Here is a 20,652-nt window from a genome sequence, read left to right on the forward strand (position 1 = left end):
TTTTCGGGTGGCTATTTTGTATCGGTTCATACCGTTTTGTTTTAGCCGACCGTCGGATTTACAATCCTGTAGGGGGTCCAGCCTTTAGGGGCTGTATCCCTTGCCCCGCTTACGTTTCCGGAATTTACCATCCACTTTTGCGGGAACGAATCGCACGGAGATAGTTCAAGTGTATTGAAAATCCACAATCACCGCAAATCGAAACGATAGAGATTGAGAAGAAGCGTGACGGGTCTGTGAAGTGGGGCGATCGCCACGCAACAGTCCTTTTTGCGATCGGCCCCAAAATCGGTGCGATTAAGAGCCTCCGGGCATACCCCGAGTATCCTTGAGGAAACCGCTGTAACCTTCCATGCCATGTTCGCTGATATCCAACCCTTTGAGTTCCTCATCTTCCCTGACGCGGATCCCGAGAGTGTTCTTGAGGACCAGCCAGAAAATAGAGGCGAGTAGAACCGTCATCCCGCCGATCGAGGCGATGCCCAGGATTTGGATGCCCAGTTGAGCTAAATTGCCGGTGTAGAACAAACCGGCCTCCACATTAAACAGACCCACAGCCAAAGTGCCCCAGATGCCATTGACCAAGTGAACCGAGATAGCACCTACCGGGTCATCGATGTGGATGCGATCGAAAAACGTGACCGCAAAAACCACCAAAATGCCACCGATGCTGCCAATAATGACCGCACCAAATACCGTAACACCATCACAGCCGGCGGTAATGGCAACCAGGCCCGCGAGGATGCCATTGATAATCATCGACAGGTCGGGAGTGCCCAGATACATCCAAGCGACAATCGTAGCGGCGATACCACCGGTAGCGGCGGCGATATTCGTGGTCAGGGCAATATGAGCGATCGAGGGGGTGACTTCCATTGTGGAACCGGGGTTAAAACCAAACCAGCCGATCCAGAGAATCAAACATCCCAGGGTAGCGAGGCTCATGTTGTGACCGGGTAATGCCAAGGGACGACCATCTTGATATTTACCCAAGCGCGGTTCGAGGAACGCAGCCCCCATCAATGCGGCCCAGCCCCCCACCGAGTGAACCACAGTGGAGCCAGCAAAATCGAGGAAACCGAGATTCAACAGCCAACCGCCACCCCAGACCCAGTGACCGGTGAGGGGATAGGCGATGCCCACCAGTAAGAGGCTAAAGATTAAGAAGTCAACGAATTTGATCCGTTCCGCCACTGCGCCGGAGACGATGGTGGCGGCGGTACCGGCGAAGGCAACTTGGAAGAGGAATTTAGCCGCTAGGGGCACGCCAGTCCAGTTGAGCGCGTCAAATACCCCCACATAATCTGGATCGACGAGGGGGCTGTTGTCCGGGCCGGCCAAGAAAAAGCCACTCCAGCCAATAAAGTCGTTTCCATTGCCAAACATCAACCCAAAGCCGATCGCCCAGAAAGCCACGGTGGCTAGGGCAAAGACGATCAGGTTTTTTGACAGGATATTGACGGCATTTTTCTGGCGGCAAAAGCCGGTTTCGAGCATGCCGAAGCCCGCATTCATAAAGATGACCAAAATGGCCGCCACGACTACCCACATGGTATCTAGAGCCACTTTCAGGGTTTGGGTTTCGGTGAAGCCCTCGGGTAGATCCCCAGGAGGGGCTTGGGCCACCGCAGAATAACCCCACAGCAGGACGATAATTGTGGCTAAGGGAATGCAAGCTCGCCAAGAGGGGGAGAGTTTTTCAATGGCGAGTTTCAATTGCTGGTAAGTCCTCTCTCCCCGCCAGCGGCGGGAGGTACGACTGCCAGATCGCCGCTGATGTTGGTGTTTCAATTTTCTGTTGAGCCTTAGTTTAGAGGTCATTGTCGGAGTTTTAGATAAGGAATAAACAGATCTAAACAGTGCTTCGCGAGCGAGTGTGGTTCAGCGCAGACCCCGGTCGATAGCGCGACACTATCCTCGAAGCACAGTGGCGCTTCGCGCGCGGTGGCTCTGAGATCCGCACATCAGACGTGGGGCGTGGCAGTGGTGCTTGGTTACGGGGGATGACTTTTTCCCCGAGAACTGTGCGGATGGTTTCCGAGGCCTCGGCTCCGAGATTCGGAAACAGCCCACCGAGCGCCTTGCTCCGCGTCACAATGATTGCACCAATTCTCGGAAAATCCGTCTGTATAAGCGGTTACATTTGTTTGGGGCAGGGGCGATCGCGCGGGCAAAAGACGATCGCACCCCAGTTCCCAGGCGGTTTTTGGGAAATTCTGCAAACAGGTTTAAACCCGCGCGGGTTGTCCGCCTGTGTTGCGGCAAGTCACTTTATTTTTGTTAAGTATTGTTGATAACCGAGTTGGTCGAGATGGGTTTGCTTGTCCATCACCGATTCGGCTAAACTTTGTCGATATTGCATCACGCGATCGCGCAACTCGGGTTTTTGCCCCCCTAAAATTTGCACGGCCAGCAATCCGGCGTTTTTGGCATTGCCAATCGCCACGGTGGCGACCGGAATTCCTCCGGGCATTTGCACGATAGAGTAAAGAGAGTCCACTCCTTGCAGGTGGCGGCTGGGTACGGGTACCCCAATCACCGGTAACGGCGTCAGGGATGCCACCATTCCAGGGAGATGCGCTGCACCCCCAGCCCCGGCAATAATGACTTCAATCCCTCGCAGGTGGGCTTGTTTGGCATAGTTCACCATCCGTTCGGGGGTGCGATGGGCGGAGACAATGGCCACTTCGCAGGCTACCTCGAATTCTTCGCAGATGGCGATCGCCTCTTTCATGGTGGGCAGATCCGAGTCGCTGCCCATAATAATGCCGATTTGTGGTTGATTCATTGTAAAAAGCGAGAGTTTAGAGAATAGATTTTAAATTTTAAATTGTAAAAAAGCCCCTAATCACCCATGTTTGTCGCAAACGAGATGACTCACGCATCAACCTCCCACAGTGCAATGCCGCGATCGGGCTGCACCAATTTGGATATTATCAACGCTCAATTGCCCGGTTATGAGGGCTTGCACTGGTTGCGAATCGATCGCTACGGCTTCATTGAAGTCATTCAACCCATGCGAACCGAAAAACCTCCGGTTCCTTGTATCGACAATTTGCCCGCAATGGAACTTCTCGATGTGTCGGGGGATTGGATTTCTTTGGGTGGAGTGGATCTTCAAATTAATGGGGGGTTGGGATTAGGGTTTCCCGACCTGGAACTCACCGATCTTGCTCAACTCGAGGCAATCTGTCAATTTCTCTGGGAACAAGGAGTGGATGCTTTTTTGCCCACCTTGGTCACGACTTCGATTGACAAAATCCACCGCGCGATCGCGACCTTGGCTGAGTTTTTTGTCCGCCAGCAACATCTCGATGCCCACCAGTGCCAAACCGCTCGCATCCTCGGGGTTCACCTGGAAGGCCCTTTCCTCAATCCCGACAAACGCGGCGCTCATCCAGAACAGTTCCTCCTCCCCCTGACGGTGGAAAATGTCAAGCAAGTGTTGGGGAATTATCCCAGTTTAATCAAGGTGATGACTTTGGCCCCGGAATTAGACCCCACGGGAGCGGCTATCTCCTATCTGCGATCGCAAGGCATTGTGGTCAGTCTGGGCCATTCTCTCGCCAGCGCCCAAACGGCTCAAGAAGCGTTTGATTGCGGCGCAACGATGGTGACTCATGCGTTTAATGCCATGCCAAGTCTCCACCACCGTCAGCCGGGTTTATTAGGCGCGGCGATCGTCAATCCCAATATCCGCTGCGGTTTGATTGCCGATGGCGAACATGTGTCTCCCATTATGATTGACATGCTCTTGTGTGCCAGCAAATACCAACAGGGCATTTTCTTGGTCAGCGACGCTTTGTCACCCTTGGGCCTCCCGGATGGACTTTATCCCTGGGACGATCGCCAAATTGAAGTGAAAAATGGCACCGCTCGCCTCCTCGATGGTACCCTCGCCGGCACTACGGAACCGCTGTTATCTGGGGTGCAAAATTTGGTCAAGTGGGGCGTCTGTGATGTGGGGGTGGCGATCGCTTTGGCCACCGAATCCCCCAGACGCGCGATCGGTCTGCGCGGCTTAACCGTGGGCCAACCGGCTAATTTACTGCGCTGGCACCTGAACGAACCCCATCGCTTGCTAAGCTGGAAACGCCTACAAGCCAATTCTCCCTAATCTTTTGACCCCTACCCCCACCTACTCTCTATCCATTTATGCCCTCAACCATTGCCCTGATCGCTCACGATCGCAAAAAAGATGACATGGTGGCTTTCGCCAAAAAACATTTTTCTCTCCTGTCAAACTACACCCTGATTGCTACCGGCACTACCGGCACGCAAATCATGGAGGCGACGGGCCTTTCGGTGGAACGCATGCAGTCCGGACCGCTAGGTGGGGATTCCCAAATTGCGGCACAAGTGGTGGAAGGCAAGGTCATCGCCGTGATTTTCTTAATCGATCCCCTGTTCGCTCAACCCCACGAACCGGACATTCAAGCTTTATTGCGAATCTGCAACGTCCATCAAGTGCCTCTGGCTACCAATCTGGCCACCGCTGAGGTGATTATGCCCGCCTTGGCGCAAATGTCCTCGGGTTAATATCTTTGCCACCTGAGAGGGCGTCGCACTTTCCCCCACCCCGGTGCCTTGGGATGGGGATTCTCATTTGCGATCGGCGATCGCGCTTCCCTCGTGGTAAGTTAAAAGGCTCGGACTATTTCACCAGCAGGCACACCGATGAACGCAGTCGATGACAAAACCGTAGTTAAAGAGTATTTCAACGCCACCGGCTTCGACCGCTGGCGCAAAATTTATGGCACCGAATCGGTCAATAAAGTTCAGCTCGATATCCGTCAAGGACATCAGCAAACCGTGGATAAAGTCCTCGACTGGCTCGAGGCGGATGGCAATTTGCAAGGCTTGCCTATCTGCGATGCCGGCTGTGGTGTGGGCAGTTTGAGCATTCCTCTGGCACGGGCCGGAGCAATGGTTTATGGCAGCGATATCTCGCAAAAAATGGTGGCGGAAGCCTATACCCGCGCTAAATCTGTATTGGGCAATACCAACAATGTCAGCTTTGAAGCTCGCGATTTAGAATCGTTGAGCGGTCGCTATCATACCGTGGTTTGTCTGGATGTTTTGATTCACTATCCCCAGGAACAAGCAGCACAGATGATCGGTCATTTGTGTTCTTTGGCTGACTCTCGCTTGATTCTCAGTTTCGCTCCGAAAACTCTGGCCCTGAGTATGCTCAAGAAGGTGGGCGAGTTGTTCCCCGGACCGAGTAAAACCACTCGCGCCTATCAGCATCGCGAAGCGGATATCGTAAAAATTATCCAAGCTAATGGTTTTGCGATTCAGCGGGAAGGAATGACCAGCACCCGCTTTTATTACTCTCGCTTGCTCGAAGCAATCCGCCAATAAAATGCTCCCATCGATTCCACCGGAGATGACAACGGTCTGAAAAATAGGCTAGAATCTCGAAAAAATTTACCATTTCCGGTGGAACGATGAAAGGGATAAAAAAGGTGGCGGCAGGTTTATTGCTTGCGTTCGGGGTTTTGTGTTTGGGAATTGCAGGATCGCAACTGCTCAGTTCTGATGGAACGGCGGCGGAAAATACCGATTCTTCAAGAACCAATGGGGCAATGGCAGCCATCGGGTTTGGAATTCCAGCTCTGGCTGCGGGCGGATGGTTATCTTGGGGGTTGTATCGCGGCTCTCAGGAACAAAATCACCAGTGGGATGAAGAACAAAGCCATCAGTTACACGAACTGTTTTTCCAGATGCTACAGGAAAGAAACGGTCAAATTACGGTGCTGCATTTTGCTAAGGAGTCTCAGCTTTCGGGAAAACAAGCTCAACAATTCCTCGATGAAAAAGCTAAGGAGTTTAATGCCGATTATGAAGTCAGCGATCGCGGTGATGTAATCTATCGCTTTAAGGTCTGAATTTATCTGGAAACATAAAAATCATGGCTAAACATAAGTTCCGCTTGTCGGGGCAAGGAGGAGAATGACGGGATTTAAAAAATCGGCCTCAGTTGCATTGCTTACCCTGGGTCTGTCTATTTTAGGGGTGGCAACTGTTAAACTGCAAAACTCACAAACGCCGCCCCAGGATAAACTAGAACTACAGGGGACGATTATTCTGTTGGGTCTCCCGCTGACTCTCCAAGGGGGAATGATGGCATGGCACTTATATCGCGATCGCCAACAAGCAATCGCCGCCATGCAACAACAACAGCGCGATCGCCTTCACGCTCTGTTTTTCCAGCAACTCCTTGCCCACCACGGCAAAATCACTGTCATGCATTTTGCAATGGCAGCTAACCTCTCCGGTTCGGAAGCACGGCAGTTTTTAGACCGCAAAGCTGTGGAATTTAATGCAGATTTTGAAGTGAGCGATCGCGGCGATATTTCTTACTGGTTTCCTCTTTAATCATAAATTCTTTTCGGGGTGCGATCGGGCGTTTTTCTACAGGAAACGCTCGATATTATCCCCACTACTTCTTTCGATTATTTCCAACAACTCAACTCGTTTAACCCTCACTATATCTCGAAAACTATTCTACCACAAATTCCGAAAAAGGAGTAAAAAAATGACGCGAATATTTATTTTAATTTCCGGCGTATTTGGGGGTCTATCCGTGGCTGCCGGTGCCTTTGCCTCCCACGCCTTAAAAGCACAACTGAGCGCCTACTATCTAGCAATTTTTGAAACCGGGGCGCGCTATCAAATGTATCACGCTTTAGCCCTGTTGCTGGTAGCATTGCTGCTCGATCGCACCGAAACCACTGCTGCTGCATCCCCTGCCTTAGTTGCGGCGGGATTTTCCTACATTATCGGCGTAGCGATTTTCTCCGGTAGCCTCTATGCCCTTAGTTTAACCGGCATCAAATGGTTGGGTGCCATTACCCCCCTCGGCGGTAGCGCATTGATTATCGGTTGGGGCTGTTTAGCCCTAGCCGGTTGGAATTTTAAGTAATTAAAAAAGCCACAATAATTGGCTGCAAAAATACGTTTAAACTTGTCCAACTCGGCTTTTTAAACAATGAATGTCCCCGTTTATATGTGGGCAGCTTTTCCTCATTTCCGGTTGATGAATTAACCGAAAATGTTATTTCTGCGAGAAGGATGTTTAAAGTGGGTAGCCATCGAGTCCCTTCAAAGACGCGATTTACCGCGTCTCTACAAGCGGAGGAGTCCGGAGGCACCTCTAATATGATGTTTGAAAAACGGGATAATGCCGAGTCGATCGAAACAGCGATCGGACGCGAACCTAATCCGAGAGCAATTATACTTAGAAAACCCACCTCCGGCTGCCTGGGATTAAAATTTTCCGAAAAAATAACCCCAAACTTGACGTTCCGAATTTTGAAAGCTTGAATGGGGATAGAAACCCAATAATCCAATACAAAATTCCCCCACCCAATGCAATAATTTAGGGAGTTAAATAATGAAAAATTGGCTGCATGGGTTGTTTTCCACAGTCTTTTGGCTGTGGAATCTAACCTTTCTCGGTATTGTCTACTTCGGGATTTTGCCTGGGGTTGGTCTCTCCTTAATTCAGGCCACGGCGGAAGGATTGATTCCCCTGGAATTTAGCCTAACATTACTGGGGTTGATTGCGGTGCCCACGGTTTGCGCCCTCCTGGGGATCCGTCTGAGGAAAAAACCCCTGCAACTGATCCGGTTATTCTATGGCGTTGAAGCGCCCCTGTTTGCGCTTGCCCTCATCCGCCTGTTTCTCTTGCGCGAACTCACCCCCGCCAGTAGTTGGATGGTGGCCACCACCCTACTTTGTATCGGCGCATTCGGCGTTCAGTTATTTTACGGCTATGCAAGGAGCGATCGCAAAATTGCCAGCCTGCAACTGCTCGCTCACAGCCTGATGCTGCTCATGGGGTTATACTTTGGCGCGCTGTTACTATTCTATGCCCTTCCCGCCACCGTCTCCTTTTTAGGAGCAATCTTAAGTTTCCAGTGGTTGGGCGCACTCTGGCGAATGTTACAGTACGATTTCTTCAGCACCTTATGGTGGGTGCCGATATTCTTTCTGCTGTTTGGCTTTAGTTGTACCTTATTTCTTGCCATGCCTTCCGCCCTGGCAAGCTTCTACATCCACGCCGGATATCGCGTCTTGCGGGAGTTTGCCCAACAGTACGGACGCAACCGCGCGGTTTTCGGTTCTGTAGCCGTCATCACCAGTTGGATGGTAGTGTTTTTGGCAGTTCAGCAGCAGCCGCAAGTGCAGGCATTTAAGCTGTTAGAAACGCCCGCTACCACCGAAAAAGCGCGTCAGGAACTTGTGACCCAATCCGACGCAATTCGCAATGGTCTCACTAACGCCTACTTATCCCGGTATCGCTACCTGAGTACCGTGGAAGATAACAATCACATCGGCGTTATGTACCAAAATGTGCTAGGCTTAAATGAAGCATCGGCGCGAGTCGTGCAAAACTGGTACAATCAACTGATGTCGCCCTTGTTGTACAAAGGGTCGCGGCAAGATATCAAAAAGGCGGAAAAACTATATGCGGAATTTTTCGATACGCCGATTCAAAAAGGCGAGCGATCGCAAATTTTGCACGCGGTTCAATCCACCGCCAATCGGGAAGAAGCCAAAGCTGGCGTGCTGAATATTGACGAAAAACGAGTCTGGCTAGCTGAGCAAGAAATTACCGTCACCGAAAACGGAGAGTGGGCCGATGTGGAACTGTATGAAGTTTACGAAAACCAAACCTATGTAGATGAAGAGGTCTTTTATTACTTTTCCCTGCCCGAAAGTGCGGTACTCACGGGAGTGTGGTTAAATGAAACTGCCGATCGCAGCGATCGCTATACCTTCCAAATTTCCCCGCGCGGGGCCGCACAGCAGGTTTACAACAATCAAGTGCGACGCAATGTAGACCCAGCCCTACTGGAACAAGTCGGTCCGCGTCAATATCGCCTGCGCGTGTTCCCGGTACCGGCGCGATTATCCGAGTGGGATGAAACGGAGAAAGAACAGCCCAAACAGCATATGTGGCTGACGTATAAAGTCCTGCAAAGCGAAAAGGGATGGGCGCTTCCGGAATTGGCGGAAAAACGCAATGTATTCTGGACGAAAAAAACCGCGCGGATTTATAATGGCAAAACCATCAAAGGTGACGACGAGGCATGGATGCCATCGTTTATTGCCGCAAAAGCATCGCGATCGCCTAAGATGCAGCAGGTGACGTTACCGGGCAACTATACCCTGACGGCAAAACCTTTGGCGGCAACAGACTACGCCGAAGTGCGCGGTCAGCGAGTGGCGGCAATTGTCGATCGCTCTTACAGCATGAAATCCCACGCCAAGGAACTGGCACAAACCTTTCAGTGGTTGCAAAAACACGGGTTTAGCGATCGGCGTCTGGATAACAACGATGCCGATTTATACCTGACGGCTACAGGCGATTCCGAACCTACTCGCCTCGACGACATCGGCAACTTTAATCCAAGCAATATTACCTTTTACGGTAGCCTGCAATTTAAGGAAATGTTGCAGCAGTTTCAGCAGTTGCGCGGCGATACCACTTACGATGCAATTGTCCTGATTACTGATGAAGGCAGTTACGAGTTAGCCGACAACGATAAAGCGGTGATGACAATGTCTGCACCGTTGTGGATGGTGCATTTAGGAGGCTTGCCTCGCGCTTACGATGATGCCACGTTAAAGGCAATTCAAGACAGTCGCGGCGGTGTGGAATCGGAATTGTCTCGGGTGTTGCAACGACTGGCAACTCAGGAAAAATTAGGCGACAATGCGGTTAGCGTTGTGGATGGTTATGGCTGGTTGGTGCAGAATGAAAAACCGCCGGAATTGGCGAAATTGCCCGCAGCGATCGCCAAGGCGCAGGGGTCTAAATCTAGTTTAGAACCTTTGGCTGCACGACAGTTAATTTTGGCGCTTTCTAAGGAGATGGATCCGAACAATTTGGCCGAGTTAGATGCCATTCACGCTATTGCGAAAAAGTACGAAATTGTCTCGCCTTATTCTTCGGCGATCGTGCTGGTAAATGAAGCGCAAAAGCAAGAGTTGAAGGAGGCAGAATCCAAGAGCGATCGCTTCGATCGTGAGGTAGAAGATGGTCAAGAACAGTTAACTCAACCGAACGATCCGTTAAATGTAGCGGTTCCGGAACCTCACCAATGGTTGGGGACGATCGCCGCGATCGGGCTGTTGATTTTGGCAAAACGCAAATTGGCTAAGGTGTAATCCCCAATTTGCCGAGTCGCTGTAGGGTGGGCAATGTCTACCCTACGGTGTTTTTTCAGTTGTATGGTGGGCAATCTCTACCCTGTCGAAAGTTGTACCTCGAATTGTATAGAATGCCGGAAGGAATTTCCGCCTATTGGCAGACAAGTGGAAGGCGATCGCTTGATATCATAGCGGTAGAGATAGCTGGCGAAGGAAGCACTGTATGCAGAAACTGGGATGTATTCACGGACAAGTGCCGTCGCTAGTTTAACTCTGGTGAGAGAGACTAGGAGATTATCTAATGGCTACCGTACAATTACTCGGAACGACCGTAAGTACCACAGGCACGAATCTGGATGTGCCCCCCCTGAGCATCCACCCGAGGGTGGGATCGATTCCCAATAACGCCAGCGATCGCTTTCCGGTGGGTCTCTACAATCCGCCCACTAGCCCGGGTTTCACCGGCCCGAACCTGCTCAATTATTTTAATTCCGTGATTGCCGGCGCGACCGCAGTGGCAACCAACCCCGTGAGTATCAGGACTACTCAGACGGGAATGACGTGCAATCCGTCCCCAACTGGGCTAGTTTCGGTCCGGTGAACCCTTCCGGGATTCGCGCTTTTGATGGCAACGATACGGTAACGGGTTCCTCTGCTAATGATATTATCAATGGGAACCGGGGAGATGACAACCTCTCTGGCGCACAAGGTTACGACTTCCTGCGCGGTGGCAAAAACCCCGATATTATTAGTGGCGATGCGGGAAATGATATCCTGAATGGCAACAAAGGAGACGATATCGTAGAAGGCAATCTCGGGGAAGACATTGTGCGCGGCGGTCAAGGGGATGACCAGCTATTTGGTAACGACGGAGATGACGTGGTTATCGGCGATGATGGAGTGGATATACTCACCGGCGGATTTGGTGCCGATGCATTTGTCCTCAACGCCAACGATTTGGCCGTCAATGAGTTGACTACAGACGAGATTGCGGACTTTTTCCCGGTGGTGGATGGCGATATTATCCTCTCGGACGGGATCGATCGCGCTGAGGTCACGTTCGACGATGCTGCCAATGTGGGCGGCGCGCCGGGAACTAACGATACGGTGATTCGCTTTGGCGGTCAAGTGCTGGGTGTGGCGTTGGATGTAGATAGAACCACAGTGTTCGATAATTTCTATACCATAGATGCAAATTCTCCACTGGTTACGACAATTGGATAAGCTATTTGTTTGCGTCTCATATTCGGCGTAATTGTAGGGGAAATTGATGCATTCCCATACAAATTGGGCGAGTTTTCAGAATCACAAACTGTTTTTCCAGGGAGTAATACTCCCTGGGCAATCATTCAAAACATCAATTTCCCGAAAAATAACAACCAGAAAAATAGAAGTTAAACCAGAGCGGTTATAGGGGAAGGGCGATCGCGAATTCAGTGCCTTGGGAATGGGTGGTTTTACAAGTTAAGGTTCCCCCATGTTTTTCTTCAATAATCTGACGGGAAATCGATAAGCCCAAACCCGTACCTTTTCCCATTGGTTTGGTGGTAAACATGGGATTGAATGCTTTTTGATAAACTTCTTCTGTCATTCCCAGACCATTATCGGCAATGCGAACGATCGCCTTATCTTTATCTTGTTCGATGCGAATGTAAATGGTGGGCACTTCCCCGTCTAACATATCCCGAGATATGGCGTCATCCAAGGCATCGATCGCGTTGGCGAGCAGATTCATAAAAACTTGGTTCAGGGGTGCGGGATAGCACTCCACGAGGGGCATTTCTTGGTACGCTTTCTCCACGGCGATCGCCGGACGAGTGCCATGTGCTTTCAGTCGGTGGGTGAGGATTAACAAGGTACTTTCAAGTCCCTCGCGCAGGTCAAACGGCACCTTAGTGGAGGTATCCGATCGCGAGAAATTTCGCAAGGATAAGCTAATATTGCGAATGCGATCGATGCCTAATTTCATCGAATGCGTCATATTGGGTAAATCTTCGATAATATAATCTAAATCGATTTCTTCCCGATGGCGTTGTATTTCCGGAACCGGATTGGGATAATACTGCTGATAGTATTTCAGATGTTCGATAATGTCTTTGGTATAGTCTTCGATGTGGCCGAGATTGCCACACACAAACCCCACCGGATTGTTAATTTCATGGCCAATTCCCGCCGCCACTTGACCGATACTGGCCATTTTTTCACTCTGCACCAGTTGGGTTTGTGCTTGCTGTAGCTTTTCGAGAGATTGAGTCAATTCCGCCGTGCGTTCTTCCACTCGCTTTTCTAGCTCAACCGTCAGCTCTTGTAACGCCGATTCTGCTACGGAACGTTCTTCAATTTCTCGTTTCAATCGCTGATTTTGTTCTTCCAGCTCCTTGGTTAAAAAGCGCAATTTCAGATGCACCCTCACCCGCGCTAATACTTCTTGCTGCTGGAACGGTTTTGTGATGTAATCAACTGCTCCCTGGTTGAGACCTTTTACCTTATCCACCGGATCGGAGAGAGCGCTCATTAAAATCACCGGAATTTCGGACGCGATTTGCGAACATTTCAGCCTTTTGCAGGTTTCAAACCCGTTAATTCCCGGCATCATCACGTCTAACAATATCAAATCCGGCGGATCGAATTCTACCTTTTGAATGGCGCTTTCGCCATCTCTTGCCACCCGGACTTCAAAACCGTTTTCGTCCAGTAAATCCGAAAGGATTCCTAAATTTGTGGGGCTGTCATCCACGACTAAAATGACGCCATTTTCTACAGATTCCCGCTCCATTAATTTTCCTTCCTATATTGCCGAATGTACTCCAGTAATTCTTGTTCTTGAAAATTTTTGACGAATTCTCGCAATTGTTCAGTAAATATGACCCATTTTTCATCTACCAGTTCTAGTTTAGCAGCTTGGCTGAGAATTGCCTTCAAGTTGCCTTTCATCGCCAGTTGAAATAGGGTATCGAGAACCTCTGGAGGCGGCGCTATCGCCCGGTCAGGGTGCAATTTACCGTTGAGCGGGGCATCGCCGCCTGTCTCTGACATTGCTATGCGATCGTGCTCTCCAGGGGTTTCCTCATACACCCATTCTACATCTAAATATTGCTGTAACTTTTCTAACAATTCAGCCCCCTGCACCGGTTTGGGGAGAAAATCGTCGCATCCGGCATCCAAACTCTGCTGTTTGTCTTTGTCGAATACGCTGGCGGAAGAGGCGATCGCGATCGTGTTTTTCAATTCCGGAATCTGTCGGATGCGCCGCATCATTTCAAACCCATCCATCACCGGCATCACTAAATCCACGATCGCCAAATCCGGTTGAAACTGCAGCGCTTTTGCCAATGCTTCTTCCCCCTGACTCGCTTCTAAGAGTTCAAATCCCAGCGGCGCAAGCAAATTGACCACAATTTCTCGATTTTGCGCCCGATCGTCCACCACCATTATTTTGCCTTGTTTCCCTTTAAATCCCACCAGTTTATTCGGTGCGATCGCCTCAGTGGTTTCCCCCGCTTCTGTTGTCGTCTCGAAGGTTAAATCCATCCAAAACAAACTCCCCACTCCCGGGGTACTCTCCACCTGAATTTGACTCCCCATCAATTGTACGATTTTCTGACTAATTGCCAATCCCAACCCGGTTCCTTCAGCGTGGGAGCGATCGCCCACTTGTTCGAAGGGCAAAAATATTTGATGAAGTTGCTCCGCACTCATCCCCACTCCCGTATCTTCCACCTCAAATCGAAGGGTTTTTTTCTCAATTTCCGACCCCTTGCTACTATCTTCCCCCGCGATTTTATCCCCCTCAGCACTTCCCACTATGCTGACTTTTAACGTCACCTGACCTGTCTCGGTAAACTTAATGGCATTGCTCAGTAAATTAATTAATACTTGTCTCAACCGCTTTTCATCGGCTTTAATCCCTCGCGGCAGTTGGGGGTCGGCTTGGTATTTTAACACAATTTTCTTCTCTTCGGCACGGATGCGGCAGATTTCCACAATCCCTTTCATAAACGAGGAAAACTGTAAGCATTTTAACTCCAGCTCCATTTTCCTCGCTTCGATTTTCGATACATCGAGAATATCATTGATTAACGTTAGCAAATGACAGCCACAATCGTAAATGATGCGAAGGCTTTGCTTCTCTTTTTCGCTGATGGTTTGGGAATTTTGCAGGATTTGCGCGTATCCCAAAATTCCATTTAGCGGCGTTCGCAATTCGTGGCTCATATTCGCCAAAAATTCGCTTTTGGCTTTGTTCCCTGCATCGGCGACTTCTTTGGCATGTTTGAGGTTGGCTTCGGATTCTCGCAATGCCGCTTCCGCGCGCTTGCGATCGGCAATTTCTTCTGTAAGCGCTTTTTCCATCAGCAGTCGTTCTTTGATTTCTTGTTGCAGTTGCAGATTTTGTTTGTCCAATTCTGCCTCGGCTAAATGCCGACTCTCCTCAGTCAGCACAAACCACCATACTCCGATTCCCACGCAGACTAATAAAAACGCATAAAGTTTCACAAAGGTGGGAATTAGGGTTTCGGAAAATTCCGGATTATTTGGTGAAAGCAGCAGAAATTCTTGGTAGTAAACTAAGCCAAATACACTACCAAATACTGCCGCAACAAACCCGAAAATACTTGCATATTTAATCAACCTCGCACCAAGTTTGGGAGAGATTTTTTCTTGCAAGCAGGTTCCGGCGATCGCACCGATGGCTTTTTCCATCGGGGTGGCGGTGTGCTTGCAGCGATCGTGGCATCGCGCATCTAAACTGCAACATAAGGAGCAAATATGCCCGTCATACAGGGGGCAAAATGCCATGTCTTCTGGTTCGTATTCATTCTGGCACACACAGCACTCCAAGCTGTGGTTTTCTAAAGGATTCATTCCTAGTGTATTCTCTCTAGCAATATAATATTTCCCTTGGGTAATCCAGGCGATCGCGGGAGATAAAATTAAGGCAAGCAATAAGGCAATAAATGGCGAAAACGCTTGCGCTTGCGGACCAAATACTCCCACAAAGGCAGCGATCGCCACCCCAGATGCGATCGTCATCGACCCAAACCCCACGGGATTGATATTGTAAAGATACGCGCGCTTAAATTCAATATACGACGGACTAATTCCCAAGGGTTTGTTCACCACTAAATCCGCCACTAACGCCCCGATCCAGGCGATCGCAATGTTTGAATACAGTCCCAATACCGCTTCTAAAGTTTCAAATACCCCCAATTCCATCAATAACAAGGCGATCGCCACATTAAATACCAACCACACCACTCGCCCGGGATGACTGTGGGTTAATCTCGAAAAGAAATTCGACCACGCTAACGACCCCGCATAAGCATTGGTCACATTAATTTTAATCTGCGAAATAATCACAAAAAATGTAGCAACTGCTAACACCACGCCCGGATTATCAAATATTGCATCAAACCCCGCCAAATACATCTGAATCGGCTCTTTTGCTTTCTCAAAACTCACCCCATGATGAATTGCCACCGACGCTAAAAACGCACCGCCAAGCTGTTTCGCCCCACCCAGAATAATCCACCCCGGTCCGGCTAAAATCACCGCCAACCACCAGCGAACTCGATTGTTTTCTTGCTTGTCGGGCAAAAACCGCAGATAATCCACCTGTTCTCCCAATTGCGCGATTAATGAAAAAGACACGGTAGCTGCAGCGCCAAATAACAAGGGGTCGAATTCTGCCCCACTGGCTGATTTTCCCGCAAAATTAACCCAATTTGACAAAGCATCCGGCTCTTTATAAAATAGAAAAATATAGGGTAAAATCATCAAAGTTAACCAGATGGGTTGCGTCCAGAGCTGAAGCTGGTTAATCAAGGTAACGCCAAAAAATACCAGGGGAATAATCGCTAACGAGCAAATCACATAGCCCACAGGTAAGGGGAGGTGAAAATAAAGTTCGATCGCCTGCGCCATAATTGCCGCTTCTAAGGCAAAAAAAATAAAGGTAAAAGAGGCATAAATCAAGGAGGTAATCGTGGATCCGATGTACCCAAATCCCGCCCCTCGGGTCAGCAAATCCATGTCGATGTTGTGTTTTGAGGCATAATAGCAAATCGGTAATCCAGTCAGGAAAATAATCGCGCCAACCGCTAAAATCGCCCAAAATGAGTTAGCAAACCCGTAGCGGATAGCGATCGCTCCCCCAATGGCTTCTAATGCGAGAAATGAAATCCCTCCCAATGCAGTATTCGCCACTAAAAATTCCGGCCACTTGCGGAAGGATTTTGGCGCAAAGCGCAAGGCGTAGTCTTCCAAGGTTTCTGTAGCTACCCAGCTATTATAGTCCCGCCGCACCTTGACAATATTTGTATGAGACCTTCGCTGCATATTTATCTCCGAAAAAATTCAGGTTGCCTTTAAAAAATGGGCTTATAAAGTTAATTTACAAACAACCCGTAGCCGAAACCTCAATTGCTTTCGCCAACACAGTTATTCGCGCTTTTTTTATCTTCATCGGTGTTGAAACTCCAGTTTCTCTGACGATTTTCTGGTGATTGCTGCTAAAGCTTTTATGCCACCTAATTCACCTGATTTTATCCTCCAACCTCCAGCGATTGGGGACTCTAAGGATACTGCAATCGTGACAACTGTTACCACACACCCTGACGTTTTGCACTCCATTTTTTTGGGGTTTCCCTAAGTTGACAGTTCTGTTACTGTCTGCCTAGTATATACTACCCCAATTCTCTTTTAGAATTATCATAGCAGACAATCTTTGGGAGCGCGATCGCCTATTTTTGGGATTAAATGAATCTTAAGAAAAGGTGAATCTTTTTCCGATTGGATGGGGCGCGGGCCGATTTTCCCTACCCCACCTTCTCCGGAGGAGCGATCGCGATCGCCACCGAATCGGCGATCGGGCTAATTCATTACATCACCCAGGGAAAATCAGTAGTTTAACGGTTGACTTTTTTCCCATACACCTGTAATAAAAATCCCCGCGCCGTAGGGTGTGGACTACCCCCCACAGAACGTTCTATCCCCCATGATTTCGGGTTGCCACACCCTCTTCCATTCCCCTCCTACAAAGACGTTACATACTTCAGTCGCACTCGTACCAGCAAATCGTTCAGCGCATCTTTGCCCTTCGCAGCTTCCGGAAGACAACTCGAATGAAATGCCGCGTCTAATTCCCCTCGCAGGCGATCGCATTCCCCGCGATAAAACTCCACATCCACCGCTTCTAAAATCGCTCCTTCTCCCCCTTCCATTTTCCGCGCAATTAACTCGGGAATATACCGCAACTGAAACGCTTCATTTAACCGCACCAGATTCGCTTCTACTTCGCCGGTTTGCATCAGGTGAATCCCCGTCAGCAGTACCCGAAACACATAAAGTAACGGTTTCACCCGGGGAGGATGTTCTTTTTCAAACAATCGCCATTGGGTGCGCGCAAACCCCAAATAGTGATGGGCGTGGTGGCGGGTAATGCAGCTTCTGGCAATTGATTTTAATTCCTCATGTTCCGGAGAAGAGTGAAACACCAAAGGCGAATACAGTGGCTCTAACACGCCCTTTTTCGTCAGCAACAACTGAAAAAACTTTTTAATATCGTGCGTTACCAGGTCGATAATTAGCTGATTGTCTGGCGTTTCAAAATGCTCGATTGTCTCGCGCAGGGGATGGAGTCCCACCACCTCCGCCAGGGGTAAAATATGAACGCCGCGCAAATCATAATCGGAATCTTGCGAGGGAAATCCAAACAAATGCGCCCCGCTAAGGGTGGAAAATAACAGCGGGTAAGGTTGATGAGAAATAATCTCGAGCAATTGGGAATTAACGGTCATGGATTCTCCAGAATAGGCAACCGAGTTGTAGTTTTGTCAGGCACCCCCATGCTGTTTTTATACCATGCTGCGACGCGCTTTAATCAAAAATTCATTCGCTTGGTGATAGTCCGGACGTTCGGGGAGTTTGGTGTGAGCAAAGGCGGTATCGAATAAATGATGCAAGCTCAATCGCCATGCATCCACTTCTTCCCAGGGCATTTCGCCGCGCCGAATCGCAAGTAATTGTTCTCGATAGTCCTCCACCGCAACGGGAACGAATCCTTCTTTTAAAACGGTAATTCCCGATAGCAATAGGCGAATCAAGTGCATTGCATGTTTCCACTTTATTTGCCCTTTGTTGCGGATGTCTTGTTGCAATTTTTTGAATTGCGACATCACATAGCCGTTGTAGGTTTGATAAACTAATTGAGATAAAAAGATGTTTCGCAATGCGAGCAGCTCTTCGGCCAGGGGACTCGCCATTTCCACTAAGGGGGTGTAAAGGCATTCTAACACGTTGGGGTTGGCTTTCAAGGCCAAAGTGATAAATTTTTGGATTTCCCAGTAGCATTCTTCGGTGTGTTTGTTTTCCAGTTGTTCGGGTACGCCGTAAAGCGACCAATGCAACTGGGCGGGGGGTAGATAAATGCCGCGTCGGTCGGTATCGGAGGTCTGATGGGATAAACCGTAGGCTCTCGAACCGACCACACAGCGATAAATCACCGCATCGCTCAATTGGTAGTCTGTCAATTCGCTCTCTTTGTATTGTAACCCGGATTGTTGCCACTGTTTGCGGATGCTGAGTTCGTGGCGATGCAGGGATGCTTCGTCGCCATCGGGAAAGCGCACGCGATAGGCGTGGGTGTTGTCCGTGGGGGATTCCACGATCGCCCCCACACTCCCGCGCGATCGCTCGGGTTTTCCTTTCCCTGGGTCGATAGGCACCCGGGTGACAACCTGCGTCCCCACGGGCAAAATTAAATTCGGATTTAGGGATAAGTCCTCAACCACAGCGGTTTCCTCCCCTGCAAACTAACAATTTTACTCCAGGCGTTTTTACCTTTGTAGTATGTTATAGCACAATTACTGCCGGCGTCGCCATTGCCCTAAGTGCAAAGCGGGCGGTTTTCCCTTTCGTCAATTGTCGGGGGTGGAGGAATGCTGGCGCGGAAACGATCGCCACCATCCCTCACCCCGCCCTCCTACTCATTCCGGGACGACAATTTATACAGCAGGTTTCATCACCACTGTCCCATAAGCTTCTGGGGAGAGATATTCCCGCGCCGATCGCTGCAGGTCCAGGGCACTCAGGGATTTTATCCGCGCCGGATAATTCAGCGCCGGTGCCAAGTCTCCCATCATGGATTGATAGTACCCATACACGCTGGCGCGATCGCTCGGGGTTTCGTTGCTGAAAATATAGCGATTCACCACTTGCGTCCCCATCCGCTCGATTTCGGCGTCTCGGGCCAAATCTGTATGCAAAGTGCGAATATGGTCGAGAATCTCCGCTTCTACTCGCTCTACATTTTCCAGTGGCAGTTGTGCCGAAATGATAAATACCCCTTGCCGATGGTGGGTCAAGTTGCTGGCGGAAATACTCGATACCAGTCCTTTCTCTTCGCGCAAATCGTGAATCAGTCGCGCCGTGCGTCCTTTTGCCAGCAACCAGGCGATCGCATCTAAGGCATAGGTCTCGTCGAGCGCCTCTAACCCAGGCACCCGCCACATCATCGCCAGTCGCGCCTGTTGCAATTTCTCGTCCACGAACTCTCGCCGCACGATGCGATCGAACCGGCGTTCTAATTCCCCCATCCCTAACTCGGAGGTGAGAACCGTCTCATCCCCCTGCTCCATCGGCGATCGGCTGTTCTGTGCAAACGCATTCGCCACGGTTTCGATTAATTCTTCCACCGGCAAATTCCCCACCGCTACCGCCGTTAGCGATCGCGGGCGATACCAAGTGGCGTGAAAATCGCGCATCTGCTGCGGCGTCACCCCAGCGATCACCCCACTCGGACCGAGAACCGGACGACGGTAAGGCAGCTTTTCAAATGCCGTCTCCATCGCCCGATAGTACATGCGGCGACGGGGATTATCCTCCGAGCGGCGAATTTCTTCTAACACCACCAGTCGCTCCCGTTCAAACGCATCATCCGGAATGCTCGGATTGAGTACCACCTCCATCTGTAGCGGTGCGAGTTCGGCAAAATCCTTCGGAGCGGTGGTAATATAATAGTAGGTGTAATCTTGACTGGTCGCCGCATTCGTAACCGCGCCCCGCTCCTCGATTCGGCGCTCGAATTCTCCGCTTTCCAGTTGCTCCGTTCCCTTGAAAATCATGTGTTCGAGAAAGTGAGCCATCCCGTTGATCGAGTCTGACTCAATTGCCGATCCGACATTGGCCCAAATACTCAGGTTCACCGCTTCCACGGGCATCTGTTCGGCTACAATTGTCAGTCCATTGGGCAGGCGATGCATTGTAGGCGCGTTCAGACGAGGGACAGAGGGAAACTTAACAAGCGTTGAAGTCATTAGATAGTCGTATAATTTAGATGTCTTATTCTATCTTAATCATTCTTTTCAAAACCGGGAGGGTGGATGGGAAAATTTCTTTCTCCGGGACTCCCCTAGCGGCGCAGCGCCGGGGATCTCCGGGGAAAATGTTTAATCTGCATAACTGCTTTATCGTCAGTTAACAATTAT

At 49.8% G+C, this 20,652-nt stretch carries 16 protein-coding genes; 9 read left to right on the plus strand and 7 right to left on the minus strand.

The genetic code is table 11. The features are described 5' to 3' along the window. Window positions 1–297 precede the first annotated feature (297 nt). Both LKK83_RS19140 and purE read right to left on the minus strand, forming a co-directional pair. Complete coding sequence (locus LKK83_RS19140; protein WP_324632882.1) at window positions 298–1,821, minus strand: ammonium transporter; 1,524 nt, start codon at window positions 1,819–1,821, stop codon at window positions 298–300. A 445-nt stretch (window positions 1,822–2,266) separates the two neighbouring features. After that, a complete protein-coding gene (purE, locus tag LKK83_RS19145) occupies window positions 2,267–2,788 on the minus strand; it encodes a 5-(carboxyamino)imidazole ribonucleotide mutase (RefSeq protein ID WP_324632884.1) in 522 nt (173 codons plus the stop codon). Between the two features lie 84 nt (window positions 2,789–2,872). On the opposite strand from purE, the gene nagA reads away from it, so the two are divergent. From nagA to LKK83_RS19190, 9 genes are all read left to right on the plus strand, one after another. Beyond that, window positions 2,873–4,117 (plus strand): N-acetylglucosamine-6-phosphate deacetylase, encoded by a 1,245-nt coding sequence (gene nagA, locus LKK83_RS19150; protein WP_442957338.1) that lies wholly within the window; start codon window positions 2,873–2,875, stop codon window positions 4,115–4,117. Between the two features lie 38 nt (window positions 4,118–4,155). After that, window positions 4,156–4,539: a methylglyoxal synthase gene (gene mgsA, locus LKK83_RS19155; RefSeq protein ID WP_324632885.1), complete on the plus strand. Its 384-nt coding sequence runs from the start codon at window positions 4,156–4,158 to the stop codon at window positions 4,537–4,539. A gap of 138 nt (window positions 4,540–4,677) precedes the next feature. Beyond that, window positions 4,678–5,364 carry a magnesium protoporphyrin IX methyltransferase gene (gene bchM, locus LKK83_RS19160; RefSeq protein WP_324632887.1) on the plus strand — a complete coding sequence of 229 codons (687 nt, stop codon included), beginning with the start codon at window positions 4,678–4,680 and terminating at the stop codon, window positions 5,362–5,364. 86 nt (window positions 5,365–5,450) lie between these two features. Continuing rightward, window positions 5,451–5,891: a hypothetical protein gene (locus LKK83_RS19165; protein WP_324632890.1), complete on the plus strand. Its 441-nt coding sequence runs from the start codon at window positions 5,451–5,453 to the stop codon at window positions 5,889–5,891. A 64-nt stretch (window positions 5,892–5,955) separates the two neighbouring features. Next, window positions 5,956–6,381: a hypothetical protein gene (locus LKK83_RS19170; protein ID WP_324632891.1), complete on the plus strand. Its 426-nt coding sequence runs from the start codon at window positions 5,956–5,958 to the stop codon at window positions 6,379–6,381. A gap of 160 nt (window positions 6,382–6,541) precedes the next feature. Continuing rightward, window positions 6,542–6,928, plus strand: coding sequence for a DUF423 domain-containing protein (locus tag LKK83_RS19175; protein WP_324632892.1), 387 nt, complete (start codon window positions 6,542–6,544; stop codon window positions 6,926–6,928). A 471-nt stretch (window positions 6,929–7,399) separates the two neighbouring features. Then, complete coding sequence (locus tag LKK83_RS19180) at window positions 7,400–10,183, plus strand: TIGR02921 family PEP-CTERM protein (RefSeq protein WP_324632893.1); 2,784 nt, start codon at window positions 7,400–7,402, stop codon at window positions 10,181–10,183. Between the two features lie 283 nt (window positions 10,184–10,466). Beyond that, window positions 10,467–10,766, plus strand: a complete 300-nt coding sequence (locus LKK83_RS19185) for a hypothetical protein (protein ID WP_324632894.1) — start codon at window positions 10,467–10,469, stop codon at window positions 10,764–10,766. Beyond that, on the plus strand, window positions 10,727–11,389 hold the full coding sequence (locus LKK83_RS19190; RefSeq protein WP_324632895.1) for a calcium-binding protein: 663 nt from the start codon (window positions 10,727–10,729) through the stop codon (window positions 11,387–11,389). The genes LKK83_RS19185 and LKK83_RS19190 overlap by 40 nt, the downstream gene beginning before the upstream one ends. 184 nt (window positions 11,390–11,573) lie before the next feature. On the opposite strand, the gene LKK83_RS19195 is transcribed toward LKK83_RS19190, so the two are convergent. The 5 genes from LKK83_RS19195 to LKK83_RS19215 form a co-directional block, all read right to left on the minus strand. Then, the gene (locus tag LKK83_RS19195; protein ID WP_324632896.1) at window positions 11,574–12,941 is read right to left on the minus strand and encodes a hybrid sensor histidine kinase/response regulator; all 1,368 of its coding nucleotides are present in this window, start codon (window positions 12,939–12,941) and stop codon (window positions 11,574–11,576) included. Then, complete coding sequence (locus tag LKK83_RS19200) at window positions 12,941–16,504, minus strand: ATP-binding protein (RefSeq protein ID WP_324632897.1); 3,564 nt, start codon at window positions 16,502–16,504, stop codon at window positions 12,941–12,943. Before LKK83_RS19200 ends, LKK83_RS19195 begins: the two co-directional genes overlap by 1 nt. Window positions 16,505–17,199: 695 nt before the next feature. Then, window positions 17,200–17,964 carry a nucleotidyltransferase domain-containing protein gene (locus LKK83_RS19205; RefSeq protein WP_324632898.1) on the minus strand — a complete coding sequence of 255 codons (765 nt, stop codon included), beginning with the start codon at window positions 17,962–17,964 and terminating at the stop codon, window positions 17,200–17,202. A gap of 57 nt (window positions 17,965–18,021) precedes the next feature. Continuing rightward, the gene (locus tag LKK83_RS19210) at window positions 18,022–18,957 is read right to left on the minus strand and encodes a nucleotidyltransferase domain-containing protein (protein ID WP_324632899.1); all 936 of its coding nucleotides are present in this window, start codon (window positions 18,955–18,957) and stop codon (window positions 18,022–18,024) included. 213 nt (window positions 18,958–19,170) lie between these two features. Then, complete coding sequence (locus tag LKK83_RS19215) at window positions 19,171–20,481, minus strand: M16 family metallopeptidase (protein WP_324632900.1); 1,311 nt, start codon at window positions 20,479–20,481, stop codon at window positions 19,171–19,173. Window positions 20,482–20,652 lie beyond the last annotated feature (171 nt).

The organism is Phormidium sp. CCY1219, assembly GCF_035615515.1.
In the GTDB taxonomy this organism is placed as follows: Bacteria; Cyanobacteriota; Cyanobacteriia; order Cyanobacteriales; family Laspinemataceae; genus CCY1219.